At 35.3% G+C, this 16433-nt stretch carries 9 protein-coding genes; 8 read left to right on the plus strand and 1 reads right to left on the minus strand.

Annotated features, from left to right (window positions below):
* The first annotated feature begins 154 nt into the window (after positions 1-154).
* The 8 genes from thrA to P178_RS0118930 all read left to right on the plus strand — a co-directional run bounded on the left by thrA (position 155) and on the right by P178_RS0118930 (position 8920).
* Positions 155-2596, plus strand: a complete 2442-nt coding sequence (gene thrA, locus P178_RS0118895) for a bifunctional aspartate kinase/homoserine dehydrogenase I (protein WP_027067699.1) — start codon at positions 155-157, stop codon at positions 2594-2596.
* Between the two features lie 23 nt (positions 2597-2619).
* Positions 2620-3546 (plus strand): homoserine kinase, encoded by a 927-nt coding sequence (locus P178_RS0118900; RefSeq protein ID WP_036147171.1) that lies wholly within the window; start codon positions 2620-2622, stop codon positions 3544-3546.
* Between the two features lie 39 nt (positions 3547-3585).
* Complete coding sequence (gene thrC, locus P178_RS0118905; protein WP_027067701.1) at positions 3586-4881, plus strand: threonine synthase; 1296 nt, start codon at positions 3586-3588, stop codon at positions 4879-4881.
* Between the two features lie 98 nt (positions 4882-4979).
* On the plus strand, positions 4980-6068 hold the full coding sequence (gene gcvT / locus P178_RS0118910) for a glycine cleavage system aminomethyltransferase GcvT (protein WP_027067702.1): 1089 nt from the start codon (positions 4980-4982) through the stop codon (positions 6066-6068).
* Positions 6065-6979, plus strand: a complete 915-nt coding sequence (locus P178_RS0118915) for a glutaminase (RefSeq protein WP_027067703.1) — start codon at positions 6065-6067, stop codon at positions 6977-6979. Before gcvT ends, P178_RS0118915 begins: the two co-directional genes overlap by 4 nt.
* Positions 6976-7803: a sugar nucleotide-binding protein gene (locus P178_RS0118920; protein ID WP_027067704.1), complete on the plus strand. Its 828-nt coding sequence runs from the start codon at positions 6976-6978 to the stop codon at positions 7801-7803. Before P178_RS0118915 ends, P178_RS0118920 begins: the two co-directional genes overlap by 4 nt.
* A gap of 17 nt (positions 7804-7820) precedes the next feature.
* Positions 7821-8111, plus strand: coding sequence for a 4a-hydroxytetrahydrobiopterin dehydratase (locus P178_RS0118925; protein WP_027067705.1), 291 nt, complete (start codon positions 7821-7823; stop codon positions 8109-8111).
* A 98-nt stretch (positions 8112-8209) separates the two neighbouring features.
* A complete protein-coding gene (locus tag P178_RS0118930; protein WP_027067706.1) occupies positions 8210-8920 on the plus strand; it encodes a YebC/PmpR family DNA-binding transcriptional regulator in 711 nt (236 codons plus the stop codon).
* 72 nt (positions 8921-8992) lie between these two features.
* Here the strand turns inward: P178_RS0118930 and P178_RS22785 are convergent, their stop codons facing one another.
* Positions 8993-16405, minus strand: a complete 7413-nt coding sequence (locus P178_RS22785; protein WP_051638365.1) for a malectin domain-containing carbohydrate-binding protein — start codon at positions 16403-16405, stop codon at positions 8993-8995.
* Between the last annotated feature and the right edge of the window lie 28 nt (positions 16406-16433).

The following is a 16433-nucleotide window of genomic DNA, read 5'->3' on the forward strand; positions in this document are numbered from 1 at the left end:
CTATAAAACAGACATAAAATTCGATTACACTTCTACTACCATTAACTATGGTTCTACAACTGCATGGTTCACCCCTTGGGGGTAAAAACTATTTTTTCTCGTACCTGTGTTTAATTACACCATATCTTAATTACAAAGTCAATATTTCAATAACATGAAAGTTCTAAAATTTGGTGGCTCATCTGTAGCCAAACCCGAAAATATAGTTAAAATAAAAAATATAATCTCTACGTACAATGACCCTATCATTTTGGTTGTTTCTGCTCTAGGAGGTGTAACAGATTTATTGTTAGAAGCTGGGTCATTAGCTTCAACACAAGATCAATCATATAAAGAAATTTTAACAACATTAGAAGAAAGACATTTATCTACTATAAAAGAACTATTACCTGTTACTGCGCAAAGTAAGGCACTTAGCAAGGTTAAAAGTGAATTCAATGTATTAGAAACATTACTGGAAGGCGCTTTTTTCATTGGAGAAATAACTCCTAAATTATCTGATAAAATAGTTAGCTACGGTGAACTTCTTTCATCATACATAATTAGTGAATATCTCATTAGCGAAAAGTTAGATGCTGAATTTAAAGATAGTAGAGAACTTATAATTACCAGTAAGTTGAATGGTAAAAACACGGTGAATTTCACTAAAACTAATGCAAATTGTGCAGATTTCTTTAATTCATCAACTAAGAAAATTACTGTTTGCCCAGGGTTTATTTCAACTTCAGAAGATGGGGTATCTACTACATTAGGTAGAGGTGGTTCTGACTATAGTGCCGCTATATATGCTGCAGCCGTAGATGCTGATATTTTAGAAATATGGACAGACGTTAGTGGTATGTATACGGCTAACCCAAAAATGGTAAAACAAGCGAAGGCTATTCCGCATATATCGTATGAGGAAGCTATGGAATTATCGCATTTTGGTGCCAAAGTACTTTATCCGCCAACAATACAACCTGTATTATCAAAAGGCATATCTATCGTTATAAAAAACACTTTTAGTCCTGATGAAGCAGGAACATTAATTACCAAATCTAAGAATGAAAAAGGAAAAACAGTACGTGGTATAAGCCACATTGGCAATATTGCACTATTATCCTTAGAAGGACCTGGAATGGTAGGTATACCTGGTATCTCAAAACGCTTTTTTGAAGTTCTCTCCCAGGCAGATATAAGTGTAGTATTAATTACCCAAGCATCCTCAGAGCATTCTATATGTGTAGGTATTTCTGCAGATGATGTAGAGAAAGCAGTAAACATTGTTAATGTAGCTTTTGAATACGAAATTGAAAGAGGTCGTATTAAACAAGTAATACCTGAAAAAGATTTGGCTATCGTTGCCCTAGTTGGTGATAATATGAAAAGCCACCAAGGGCTAAGCGGTAAAATGTTTAGTACACTTGGAAAAAACAATGTCAATATTAGAGTAATTGCACAAGGTGCCTCTGAAAGAAATATTTCATGCATCATTGATGAAAAGGATGTGAAAAAAGCGTTGAACGCATTACATGAAGAGTTTTTTGAGGAAAACATAAAACAACTAAACCTATTTGTAATGGGTGTTGGTAATGTTGGTGCAAAGTTTCTAGAACAAATTAAAGAACAACGAAAATTCTTAAAAGAGAATTTGAAATTAAACATTCGCGTAATTGGAATGTCCAATTCTAGAACTATGCTTTTTGATGAAAAAGGAATAGACTTAAAAGATTGGTCAACTAAACTGGCCGAAGGTCAAAAAGCGGATAAAGCAAAATTCTTAGAACTAGTAAATAGTTTAAATTTTAGAAATAGCATCTTTGTAGACAACACTGCAAGTGAAGATGTTTCAAAAACCTACAGTGAATATTTAAGCAATAGTATTTCTGTGGTTACCTGTAATAAAATTGCATGTTCTTCTGCCTTTGAAAATTATTCGCATTTAAAGACATTAGCAAGAGCATACAACGCTCCTTTCTTATTCGAAACTAACGTTGGTGCAGGCTTACCAATTATTGATACTTTAAAACATCTTATTGCCTCTGGAGATAAAATCTTGAAAATTCAAGCTGTTCTTTCGGGAAGTTTAAACTTTGTTTTTAACAATTTCGATGACAAAACCACCTTTCATGATGTTGTAAAACAAGCTCAGGAAGAGGGATATACAGAACCTGATCCAAAAATTGATTTAAGTGGAGTTGATGTTATGCGTAAGATATTGATTTTGGCGCGTGAAAGCGGAAATCAATTGGAAATCAGTGATATTACTAATAATCCATTCTTACCTGAAGAAAGTTTAAACACAGCCAATAATGACGAATTTTTCGCTTCTTTAATAAAACATGAAGCTCATTTTCAATCATTATACACAAGTGCCAAAAATGACGATAGCAAATTAAAGTATGTTGCTCAGTTTGATAATGGCAAAGCAAGTGTAGGCTTACAAGAAATACCTAAAGGTCATGATTTTTATAATCTAGAAGGCAGTGATAACATTGTATTATTTTATACGGAGCGCTACCCTAACCAACCTATGATTATCAAAGGTGCAGGTGCAGGTGCTGCTGTAACAGCTTCTGGTATATTTGCAGATATTATACGAATTGGTAATTTCTAAATTTCATAAAAGGAGTATTAATTATGAACCAAAACGAAATTAAAGTCTTTTGCCCTGCTACTGTTGCGAACGTTTCATGCGGATTTGATGTGCTAGGTGTTGCCCTAGACTCGGTCGGTGATGAAATGATCATTCGAAAAGTGCCACAAAAAGGGATTAAAATTACTAAACTCACTGGGCAAGATTTACCAAAAGAAACCTTGAACAATGTTGCGGGTGTTGCCGGTAATGCATTTTTATTGGCTTCGGATTATGATGGCGGATTTGAAATTGAAATCAATAAAAAAATAAAACCGGGAAGTGGTATTGGTAGTAGTGCCGCTAGTTCAGCCGGAGCTGTTTGGGCAATGAACCATTTATTGGGTAACCCGTTCAGTAAGACAGAATTGGTAAAATTCGCAATGGAAGGTGAACGTTTAGCAAGTGATGTTGCCCATGCCGATAATGTAGCCCCTGCACTATTTGGTGGTTTTACATTGGTACGTAGTTACAGTCCGTTAGATATTATTTCAATTCCAGCACCAACAGAGTTGTATGTTACCATAATACATCCGCAGATAGAAATAAAAACTTCAGATTCCAGAAAAATTTTGAAAACCACTATTTCTATGGAGACCGGAATTAAACAATGGGGAAATGTGGGCGGTTTAGTTGCTGGATTATTTAAAGAAGACTATGAATTAATTGGTCGCTCTTTAGAAGATCATATTGTAGAACCAATTCGTTCTATTTTAATACCTGGTTTTGACGAAGTAAAAAAAGTGTCAATAGAAGCAGGTGCCTTGGGATCTGGAATTTCAGGATCTGGTCCATCAATATTCGCATTTAGTAAAGGGAACGAAACTGCATTAAAAGTTGGCAATGCCATGAAATCAGTTTATGATAAAATTGGCATAGCTTACGAAATACATGTTTCAAAAATTAATATGGAAGGCGTTAAACTTTTATAAGTTTAGTAGCACATACCTATAACAATAAAAATTTTCAGTTTGAAATTCTATAGTTTAAATAATACAGCACCCGAAGTTTCTTTTGATACAGCCGTAGTAAACGGTATTGCTCCTGATAAAGGTTTGTATTTTCCTGAAGAAATTAATCCGTTACCAATTTCCTTTTTTGAGAATATTGAAAGTTTCTCCAATGAAGAAATTGCCTTTAAGGCGATACAGCAATTTGTTTCTGGCATTGTTCCTGACGATGTATTAAAGGATATTTTAAAAGAAGTTTTGGACTTTGATTTTCCTGTTGTTGAAATTACACCTAACATTGGCACTTTAGAGCTTTTTCATGGCCCCACTATGGCATTTAAGGATGTAGGAGCTCGTTTTATGGCACAATGTCTAGGATATTTCTCTAGATCTACAAAAAATGAGGTTACCGTTCTCGTTGCTACTTCTGGTGATACCGGTGGTGCAGTTGCTAATGGTTTTCTAGGTGTTGAAGGTGTAAATGTTGTTATTCTATATCCTAGCGGAAAAGTAAGTGATATTCAAGAACGACAATTAACTACTTTAGGTAAAAATATTACTGCTTTAGAAGTAGATGGCACTTTCGACGATTGTCAAGCAATGGTAAAAAATGCATTTTTAGATAAAGAACTACTTGATGAAATGAAACTGACATCAGCTAATTCCATTAATGTAGCCAGATGGTTACCGCAACTTTTCTACTTCTTATTTGCTTACAAACAAGTAAAATCCAAAGGTAAAGAAATTGTGTTCTCAGTTCCTTCCGGTAACTTCGGAAATATATGTGCGGGGTTAGTGGCACAAAGGTTAGGTATGCCTGTTAAACATTTTATAGCATCAACAAATGTTAATGACACTGTACCGCAATTTATGCTTACAAAAGAGTACAATCCTAAGCCATCTACAGCTACCATATCTAATGCGATGGATGTTGGCGACCCTAGTAATTTCATTAGAATAAGACATTTGTTCAAGGATGATTTTGAAGCATTGAAAAAGAATCTTTCTTCTTATTCTTTTGATGATAATAATACTAAAGAGGCTTTAAAGGAAATTTACAATATAAGCGGATACATTGCTGATCCTCATGGAGCTGTAGGTTATTTAGGTCTTAAAAAATATCAACAGCAACATCCGGAAACTTACGGTATATTTTTAGAAACGGCACACCCAGTAAAATTCTTGGACATTGTAGAAGAAACACTTAATGAGAAATTAGAAATACCTGCTCAAATTCAAAAAGTGATGGGAAAAACTAAAACATCAATTCAGATTTCTAATTACGAAGGTCTTAAGGATTTTCTTTTAAAATCTTAGGCTTCATTTAAAGGTTATTTTATTTTGTCAATTTGATGCTCAGCCTTAATGGCTTCTATTTATTTTCAATAAATTTGTATTGTTAATAAAGATAGAACATGAAAAATACTGCGCTTACTGCCACACACGAATCTCTTGGTGCCAAAATGGTTCCTTTTGCTGGTTATAATATGCCCGTTTCTTACGAAGGTGTTAATGCCGAACATGAAACCGTACGTAATGGTGTTGGTGTTTTTGATGTATCGCATATGGGCGAGTTCTTAATCTCTGGTCCTACGGCATTAGACTTAATTCAAAAAGTATCATCTAACGATGCAACAAAATTGACTATTGGAAGAGCACAGTATAGTTGTTTACCTAATGAAACTGGGGGTATTGTTGATGACCTTATCATTTATAAAATTAAAGAAGAGCAATATTTATTAGTGGTGAACGCCTCTAATATTGAAAAAGACTGGAATCATATTTCATCATATAATGAAGAATTTAAAGCAGATATGACCAACATTTCTGAAGGGTATTCTCTTTTAGCTATTCAAGGACCTAAAGCTGTTGAAGCAATGCAATCTTTAACTTCTGTTAATTTAGCTGATATTAAATTCTATCATTTTGAAGTGGCCGATTTTGCAGGTATAGATAATGTAATTATTTCTGCCACAGGATATACCGGCTCTGGAGGATTTGAAATTTATTGTAAGAATGACGAAGTAAAACAAATATGGGATAAAGTTTTTGAAGCTGGAGCAGATTTCGGAATTAAACCTATTGGTCTAGCAGCTCGAGATACCTTGCGTCTAGAAATGGGATACTGCCTTTACGGCAACGATATCGACGATAACACTTCTCCAATTGAAGCAGGTTTAGGATGGGTAACAAAATTCAATAAAGATTTTGTAAACTCTGTAGCTTTAGAAAAGGAAAAACAACACGGAGCAGAACGTAAGCTTATTGCTTTTGAACTAGATGAGCGTGGTATACCAAGACATGGTTATGATATTGTTGATGGTAACGGTAAAACTATAGGTGTTGTTACATCAGGTACTATGTCTCCTTCAATGGGCACAGGCATTGGCTTAGGCTATGTTCCCCCAATATTCTCAGATATAGGTAGTAAGATTAATATTCAGATTAGAAAAAAAGCTGTACCGGCTACCGTAGTTAAATTACCATTTTACAAAAGTAAATGATAGATTTTCAAAGTATTCTTACATCAATTAACAAGGCTGCATCTAAAGAAAAGGATAGAGGTAAAATTGCAGATTACATACCAGAATTAGCTAAAATTGATGTAGAAAATTTTGGAATTCATCTTATAGATATTCAGCAGAATACCTACTCTGCCGGAAATTCTGATGAAAAATTTTCGATTCAAAGTATCTCGAAGGTTTTAAGCCTTTCTATGGCTTTAGGACTCATTGGAGAAAAACTTTGGGAACGTGTAGATGTTGAACCTTCTGGAGATCCGTTCAATCATTTATCGCTTTTAGAATTAGAAAACGGAATTCCTAGAAATCCGTTGATAAATCCTGGTGCTATTGTAATTGCCGATATTCTAGTTTCTCAATTAGAACATCCGAAGGAAGAATTTTTAGCTTTCGTTCAAAACATTGCCAATGACGATACTATAGCTTATGATGTTGATGTTGCAAAATCTGAAAAACGAACTGGATTCCGAAATTTTGCAGCTGCTAACCTTTTAAAATCATATGGTAATTTGAATAATGCTGTAGACGTCGTTCTAGATTTTTATTTTCATCAATGTTCGCTTAGTATAAGTTGTGCGCAATTAACAAATACGTTCTACATGTTTATGAATCATGGTAAATGTAGAAGAAATAACACGTTCTTAACTACAACTCAGGTAAAACGTATTAATGCTATAATGTTGACTTGCGGGTTTTATGATGAAGCTGGCGAATTTGCTTTTGAAGTTGGGCTACCTGGCAAAAGTGGTGTTGGCGGTGGTATTGTTGCCTTCTTACCAAATAAATTCTGTGTAGCAACATGGTCTCCGGGACTAAACCCTAAAGGAAATTCTAAATTAGGAATGCTTGCACTAGAAAAATTAACGACAGAAACTGAACTTTCTATTTTTTGAAATTAGACACTAAAAAAATATTGATTCTTGGCGGAAGCGGTTTCATTGGTAACGCGATTTACAAAGAACTTTGTAATTATTTCGATACTTATGGCACCTATTGTCATGCCGCAAATTCATACTCATCTAATAAACAATTTCTTCATTACAATTTAGAAGAAGATGATATTGTTGAAGTTTTAGAAGAGGTAAAGCCCCAAATAATAGTTTCTGCTTTAAGAGGAAATTTTGCCGCTTTGGTTATCGCTCACAATCATATTTTAGAATATATTTCAAAAGAAAACTGTAAAATTTACTTTATATCATCAGCTAATGTTTTTGACGCTTACAGCAAATATCCATCTTACGAAATGGACAAGACATTATCTGAAAGTATATATGGTAGACTTAAAATTAAGATTGAGAATATGCTACTTAGACTGCCAAAAGAGAAAATGGCAATATTAAGAGTACCAATGGTTTTTGGCAATAGTTCTCCTAAGATTAAGGAAATGAAAAAGGCGATTATAGAAAATAAACCCGTAGAAGTCTTTCCTAATTTGATATTAAATGTAACCAATGATGATAAGCTTACTCAGCAAATTCATTATCTTATCAATAGAAATAAAACAGGTATTTACCACTTAGGAAGTAATGACCTTACACATCACGAAGATTTTATCAAAGAAATCTTAGAGCGTGTAGGCAACTTTAACCCTATAATTAAAAGAGTCTATACCACAAATGAAGATCGGTATTTGGCAGTTTTACCTAAGACCAATAAATTGCCTAAAAATTTACAGTTTACATTTCAAGATATTATTGACCATCATGTTTTAAATTAGCAACTATTATGAAAGAAATGGAAAAATTTACTGACCAGCAAATAGCGGACTATTTGGGTCAACTTGACGGATGGGAATATGTGGATGGTGCCATAGAAACCACATTTGAATTTAAAAATTTCAAGGAAGCATTTTCAGTAATGACCCGTATAGCCTTTGAGTGTGAAGCTCTTAACCATCATCCAGATTGGAGCAATGTTTACAATACATTAAATATCCGTTTAAACACTCACGATGCCAATGGTGTTACAGAAAAAGATTTTGAATTGGCAAGAATTATAGAAGGAATCATAGAAAGTGAATTTTAATAACCAACATTAATTTTATAAAAAGGATGTTCTGTAATTATAATTTGTATGATTTCTGAACATAACCCTTTTTGTACATTTGTTAAAAATAATTTACCATGGGAAGAGCTTTTGAATTTAGAAAAGCACGTAAAATGAAAAGATGGTCAGCAATGTCAAAAGCCTTTACTCGTATAGGCAAAGATATTGTGATGGCCGTAAAAGAAGGCGGACCAGATCCAGATTCCAATTCACGTTTAAGAGCTGTTATACAGAATGCAAAGTCTGTAAACATGCCAAAGGATAATGTAGAGCGAGCTATAAAGAGAGCAAGCGATAAAAGCCTTGGAGATTATAAAGAAGTCCTATTTGAAGGATATGCACCTCATGGTATTGCCGTCTTAGTAGAAACTGCTACAGATAATAATACCAGAACAGTTGCCAATGTTAGAAGCTACTTTAATAAATGCAATGGTAACCTGGGTACATCTGGTTCTGTAGAATTTATGTTTGACCATACGTGTAATTTTAGAATACCTGCAGAAGGTATTGACCCAGAAGAATTGGAACTGGAATTAATCGATTTTGGAGCAGAAGAAGTCTTTGTTGATGACGATGGAATTCTAATCTATGGTCCATTTGAAAGTTTTGGCGCACTTCAAAAAGAATTAGAAAATAGAGAAATAGAAATTTTATCATCTGGTTTTGAGCGTATTCCCCAAGTAACAAAATCACTAAATGAAGAGGAAGCTGCAGATGTAGAAAAACTCTTAGAAAAGTTAGAAGAAGACGATGATGTACAGAATGTTTACCATTCTATGGAAGAGTAATTATCCAATATAATTATATAAAGAAAGGAGACCAAAATGGTCTCCTTTCTTTTGTTTTCAGCCTCTAGATTATTATTGCCCGTCCTCAGGATATTTATCTCCTTCAATACTATAATTGTTCGCTAATACTGAAAAATCCAAAAAATTAACTAGTCCATCTCCATTATAATCAGCATTAATATCAAAACCAGCATCTTCTGGAGAAATATTATAACTATTCGCCAAAATACCAAAATCTATGAAATCTACAATATTATTACCGTCGCCATCACCCCCATTCAATTGACCTATATCACTAGAATTAACTCCTGATACTATAGAAATATTTGGTAATACCATTTGTAAATGTCTATCTGCTTTAATAACTAAGTCATATAAACCTGGTGCAAGTCCAGAAACTAAAAGTAGACCTTCGCTAGCTGTAATTGTTGTTGATAGGCTTGCGGTTGATGAACCTACTGGATATGCTTCCACATTAAAATTTACCTCAGTTGCCTCCCATGAAGGAATAGAGTATGTAATAGTCATATCAGTATTTATTACAGTTGAATCATATTCCAATACTACAATATTAGAAGCTAAACTATTTCCATTTGGGGATGTCGTAATAGCTAAAATGTGATTAAGACCTCCATCTGGCGCATTGCCCGTACCTAATGTTTTTGTCAATACTACGGGAATAGCCCCATTACCTAATCCATCTAAAGTAATACTATATAATTCTTTTGCCATAGCCGAGTTCGCCTCAAATGGGTCAACATCATAACCAACTGTAGGATTTCCCGGATCAATGAATAAATGAGAATCTACTCTTAATAACTCTACGGTAGCATTAGGTTCTCCTGTTATACTTATTGTATGGTTTACATTACCAGTTACAATTGGGGTATTTAAACCTACTGCATTAATTATAGGTGCAGTAAGCGTATTTTCTGTAATTATAGCATCAGATCCACCCAATGAACCTTCATCCCATAAGGAGGATGTATATGATTGCCCGTTTGCAAAATATACGGTAACTTTTGCTCCAATTAGTTCAAAACCAGATATTGAACCTGAATCACCTGCACTTAAATCACCTTTAATGCTTGTAGGATCCATATCGGCTCCAAAATAAAACTTTTCACCACTATTAAAATCTGTGAAATCAACTGCCATACCATCATAGCCTTCTGCATTATCAATACCATTATGGGGATTAAAGAAAGGATCAATACATGCGTCCGTTACTGATTGCCCAACTACTGCAGACCCATCGCCTAAAGTTCCTGGAGTTAGGCATTTGGCTGTTGAATCTCCTGCCGTACCTATAGGGTCAAAAACAACATCGAACATGAAAGCTGTACTTGTTTCTATCTCTAATCTGGTAATATCTACAGCCCCAGTATTTTCTATAACGAATGAATTATTTCCATATGTACTAGCCGTTAACCCATCTCCAGCATTTACTTGTACAAACGCAGAGCCTATGCCTGTTTGTCCTGAAGAAACAATCCAGTCAAAATTTACAACTGATGATGCCGGTGGTGAACAGTTATCTGAAACCGAAACTTGCACTGCATAAGGACTTCCTGCGGAAGCACCTGCCGTTCCACCTTCAACTTGTATAGATTGTGCCCCATTAAGAGTACCTGTTGGTACCCCTGTACCATGAATATCAATATTTGTTAAACCGAAACGATCAATTTTATGACCCGCGGAGCGCTCAGCCATTTGAATTGGGTATGTTCCTGCATTTGGGAAATAGGCATAGATTGGAAAACCATTATTATCTATTGTCTTGGCATCCCATTTATTACCTCCTCCTCCACTTCTATATACTTTAAAGTATCCCTTGCTACCCGCATTTTCATTTCCGTGATCAGTTCTACCCTGTGCATTTCCAGCTGGGTAATAAAGCGTTTTCGAGCCACTACCAGAAAGTAATCCTTCTAGCTCAGAGGTACTACTTAAAGATCCACCTTGAACACTAAAGAAATGAACTTCAGATGTATTATCTATCTTAAACCAAGTATCATTTTCCTCGGTTGCATTTGTCCCTGTAAATTGAGATTTCATATGTAATCGATAAACACCCGGCGTCGTGATTTGAACATTATACGTTAAAATTTGACCTCCTGTTGCATTTCCGTAATTATTTTGACTTGCAACTAAATAAGATGGAGAACCTGTTTCAAGATTCCATCCACTTGGAGAATCCACAAAATCAGTTTCAGCCTCTATAATAACTAACCCATTATCTTCTATAAAGGCACCATCAACACCAGAGCCCCCTGTTCCTTGTTCAAGTATTCCACTAATAAGACCTGTCGAGGCATTAATTTGTAAACCAGCAGGTAAATTCGAAGCTGAATATATATAAGACCCACAATTGTCATCATCAGAAGCTACTACCTGTACATTTACAGCATCACCTTCAACATTATTTTTTGTTGATATAGATGTCAATGTTGGAGGTAAATTTCCAGAGAAATTCAAGGCTTTAATTTGAATTCCTTTTAAAGCCGGATTTTCAATCCCATGAATGAATTCTAAATCAATAACTCCATCAGACACTGTAGTAAAAGAACGTACAAATGCACCTTTAGGACCAGCTATTGCGTAAGGATCAATTGCTGTAAATATTGAAGGAACTACACCATCTACCGAAATATCAAATACCCTTTGATTGGCAGCTGTTATGCTTCCAAATAATTCTGCGAACAATAATGTTATCTCAACTTGAGTTCCTGCTTCAACTGGAAATTGCCATAGCATTTCTGGAATTGCCACAGCATCATATCGTTCAGAATTAAAAACTATTGGGTTTATTCCAGGAAATGCTGTCAAAGAAGGATCAGTAGTTATAACTGCGCCAGGGTGAGCACTACCTGAAGTTCCCAAATAAATGCTATTGCCTGTTGTACTCGCTGCCAAATAAGGAGAATTACCCTCTAAACCAAAGTTACTTTGGTCTGCTGCCCATTCTGGTAATGAACCATCTGATGCTGCAGACATTGGTCCTCCCACATTAACCCTAAAAAGCACTTGTTCTGTTCCACTTCCTGGTCCAGCTGTAATGGTCCATGAAAATGTTATTATTTGGGCATCATCGGAAATACTATCACTATCATCGACCGTTATTGTAACTGGATATACTCCGTTAGAATTAGGTCCTCCAGTGGCAGCATTATTTGAAATGGTACCTATTATATCACCATTGGTAGGTTCAATATCTAAGCCTATTGGAAGTCCCGTGGCTGTATAAATCAAATTTCCATTACCACCTGTTGCGGAAACATCAATTAATGATTCTGTGCCTTCTTGATTTGTTTGGTTAGATATAGGATTAGCAACAATAGGAATTTGTATAACCTCAATATCACTTGATAAAACTTCAATAGCGGATAGTTTTGCATTATTAACAGTAGCTGTCATTACAATACTTAAAAAACCATCTGTAACATTAATATTTTGAAACTGCTTGATCACAGCAGAAGCATTACCTACATCATTAAATATATCATAATCAGATAATAATGTCTGACCTTCAATAGTTATATTAAAAACCCTTGAGCCAACTCCGCCATTTGCACTTGTAAAATATAACTCTGCTAATGCAAGGTTAACATTATAATTACCTGACTGTGCAACAGGGATTTCATAATTTAAAGTAGGTGCGTATCGCTCTGTATGGTACAAAATATCGTCAACTGTATTTGCAATTGCTTTTTCATTTGTATAAACAGTTCCACCAACAAAGTATTGATCAGCTGACCAAGTGTTACCCGAAGCATCAGTAAATTCGGGACCACCTGAGTTAATTCTAATAATCTCTGCTGGTACAGCAGACTCATCGAATTCTACAATTATATAGTTAGATAAATTACTTGTAGCACCATCATCGTCCACTACAACGGCAGCAAAAACTGCATAACCTGCTTCCTCATCTATATCGGTTAAGGTAACTAGAAAACTAACTTGACTAGAATTATCCGCAATACCATCATATTCTTGAATTCCAATTACGCTATTGATTTCCCAAGGGTCTATTCCATAACCTACATCTGCATAAGGTCCTGTTAACCCATTTATAAAGAGACCAGCCTCCATTTGTAAAAGTGTCACATTTGCATCAACCGGAGCTGTAACTACTATAGTTTGATTTGCATTTGAAACAATACTTTTACTTGCTACACCTAGCATTTCTATTACCGGGGCATTGGGCAATGCATTTCTAACAATATTTACAGACTCACTATCAGAATCTGGTTGTGTTCTATATAATTCTACTGTCCATATTTCCCCTGTATCAAATGTAACAGTAACCGTAGAACCAGCTAATTCTAACCCTGAAACACTACCAGATTCGTTAGGACCAGGAGAACTCCCTCCCTTTATACTTATAGGGTCAACATCTAAACCAAATGCCAACTCTTCTGTTGGTTGAAAATCATTAAAATCAATAGATAGTCCATAAAAGCCACCTTCATATGCGTTCGAAAAAGTATGAGTAGTTTTACCTGTGGTAGTCGCTCCCCCTCCATTTGGAGTAAAGTCTTTAGAAGTACCATCGCCGGCATTTCCGTAAGGGTCAAAAACTACTTCTGGAATAATTGCTGTTGATAGATTAAAAGTAACATTAGTTATGTTTGCCCCAACTGAATTATTCTTTACATAAAACGAAGAGTTACCATAAGTACTACCATTTATACCACTTGTGTTAATTTCTACTAAAGCTGTTGTTTCTGATAAATTTTGTTCCACTACAAAATAATCCCAACTTGCTGAAAATTCAGGGGCCGCATTCGCTGAAGTGGCTAACGGGCCTGCCGCCAATGCACTTGGCACACCATTGATTGTATAGGTTCCCTGTATGGCATCTAACAAATCGCCAATTACCGTTATAGGATTACCTATATCTATTCGCGTTCCATTATCGGCTGAATAACTAGCTTGAACATTACCTGTACCAGGATCAATACTTAAATATAGCTTGAGAGCGGTTGCAGATAGAATTCCGGGAGCATTCACAACTTGATCTGATGTACTTAGCCCATTATTTTCATAATATATTTGAAAAGCTGGTATACCTCCATTATTTCGTATGGTTAACTTTAAATAATTATCTTGGTCACCTGCACCAATAAAGATTCCATGTGCAGCATAGTTAAGCGGTGCAATATCATTAAAAAATGGACCATTAATTTGTCCTAAAACGGAAAATGAACCCGTTGCTATCGAAGAGTTAATAGGAAATTGAAAGGCATTTTTCTGTGTATTAGTAGCTTGATAAGCATCTCCATCTGTAACTGAAGGATCTGTATAAACACCAGCTGTTCCTCCAAAAACCAATTCATCTCCAATATCATCAATAAGATTAAAATAATCTTCATTGCCATTGGTCATTATACCTGTAAAACCTATAGTTCCAAAACCATAGCCTGTAGAATTAAACAAATCTAATCTAAAAGGAATATTTCCAATTCCACTTTTACCATTTTGCGGATCAAAACAAAAAGCATCATTTACATCTAAAATACCATCATTATCATCATCTGTATCACTAAAATCAGAACGCTTGAAACCATTAAATTCTACAACATCATCAAAATCATTAGGTTGACTGGCTCCAGAACAAGGATTACTACCACTAGCAATTTCATCTGCATTTGTATATCCATCACCATCATCATCGATAGTATCATCATCTAATCCATCACAAGACCCAGGATCTATTCCATTATAATCTGTTGGTTCAAAAATTGTAATATTATCGGCACCATAAGTTACCGCCCAAACTGTACCAGCAAAAGTATCATTATCACCTTGAGCAATAACATCTAGAGGATTTGACCCAAAACCAGATGCGAAAGTTGCACTGCCATTACTACAATCACCTACCGTTGAAGTACCATTTTGTGGTACAGCAGGACAATTCGTGGCTACCTTACCATCTGCACTCAATACCACCTTATAAATGTTACCGTTATAGGCTGCTAATAAAAGATTACCTTTCAATGCGTTATCAAAATTACTTGCGGTATATTCAGTTAGACCATTTGTAGAAGGACCATAGTTGGACAATGTATTATCATCTTGACCTGAATTTCTAAAATCCCCTTCGGCGGGGTTGGCCATAGAAATTGGTACTGGGGGCCAATCTACAGGAAGTGAATTAGCTGCAAAATTAGGGTCAGTTGAACTTAAAATTTGATTTCTAAACGTACCATTTACGTATAACCCCGCACCAGCAGGATTTGCTCTAATTGGTGCTGGATGTCCTCCATAATATTTTTCATTTGGTGCCGCATAATTGAAATCTCCTGATTCTAAGGTCCTAATGTAATGTAAACCATTCTTATTATTCACTTTATCATCTCCTCCGGGTCCTGTTCCATTTGAACCTGGTTCTCCGGAAATAAAATTGTTAGTTACGGTTGCAGTGCCTCCAACTGGAATTTCTGAAGTATAATCAGCCTCACCCTCCGGATGACCACCCCATCCCCCATTTGCTCCATTGTCTACACCATACATTTTCCCGGATTCTGTTAAGATAATATCATAAAGATTTCGAAAACCAGTAGCATGCAATTGAACTGGTCCCGTTAAATCTATCTTAGCCTGATTTAACCCATCATTTCCTCCAAATGGATCACCTGGATCAATTCCATTATAACCTGGTGCATTTATATCGTTTATTCCATTTACATTTGGTCGTGTTGGATCATCTAATGTTGGTAAGTCATATTTATATTTTGATCCATCTGACCATGTCTTCACCGGCATACTTTCGAGCATATTTAAATTGACTTTAATTATGGCCGCCGAGTATACATATTCCGTGGTCAAAGCAAAATTATTTGAAGGAGAACCCGCATTTGTATGTCCACCAATAGCTAAAAATAATGTATTTGTATTATCATCAATTTGAATACCATTAGTAGCATGGTTTTCTTCTGACCTTGGTAACCCTCTTACTAAATCAATTTTTTCCCATTGTGTACAAACATTATCAACTACCCCGCCAATACAAGTTAGACATGAAATCATACCCGAATTAGTATCCAAACCACTATCATTGCCACCACCACCGGCTCCAATTCTAGGGTCGCTAGAACTAACATATAATTTTGGATTAAAAGCTGTACCTGAAACATATATACCTGTTACTTGCCTATTTCCTTGACCATCGGCCAGTCCAGTAATATCACTATGATTTTGAATATTCTGAACCAAATTAATAGTTTCTGTAGATACAACATCATAATCATTTGGACCATTCCGGTCTATAGTATATGAATATATGGTTCCGTTTTGCTGAGAAACATATAATCGATCATCTGGTCCAAATTGAAGCGACGTTGGATTATTAGAAGATTCACCAAAAAGACCACTAGAGCCAAAATCTTGAGAATGTATCATCGTTGGTAAAGCAAATCCTAAACAAATCAAGATAAACTTGATTTGTTTAAAACTTACATGGGTTGGTTTGTTATTTTTCATAATATAAATCTTTATTATAGTAAAGTGG

This window comes from Maribacter sp. Hel_I_7, from assembly GCF_000688315.1.
Lineage (GTDB): Bacteria > Bacteroidota > Bacteroidia > Flavobacteriales > Flavobacteriaceae > Maribacter > Maribacter stanieri.

Bases quoted from the DNA above. Each gene is read 5' to 3' on its own strand.
- thrA (WP_027067699.1), top strand. From the start codon at position 155: ATGAAAGTTCTAAAATTTGGTGGCTCATCTGTAGCCAAACCCGAAAAT.
- P178_RS0118900 (WP_036147171.1), top strand. From the start codon at position 2,620: ATGAACCAAAACGAAATTAAAGTCTTTTGCCCTGCTACTGTTGCGAAC.
- gcvT (WP_027067702.1), top strand. From the start codon at position 4,980: ATGAAAAATACTGCGCTTACTGCCACACACGAATCTCTTGGTGCCAAA.
- P178_RS0118915 (WP_027067703.1), top strand. From the start codon at position 6,065: ATGATAGATTTTCAAAGTATTCTTACATCAATTAACAAGGCTGCATCT.
- P178_RS0118925 (WP_027067705.1), top strand. From the start codon at position 7,821: ATGGAAAAATTTACTGACCAGCAAATAGCGGACTATTTGGGTCAACTT.
- P178_RS0118930 (WP_027067706.1), top strand. From the start codon at position 8,210: ATGGGAAGAGCTTTTGAATTTAGAAAAGCACGTAAAATGAAAAGATGG.
- P178_RS22785 (WP_051638365.1), bottom strand. From the start codon at position 16,405: ATGAAAAATAACAAACCAACCCATGTAAGTTTTAAACAAATCAAGTTT.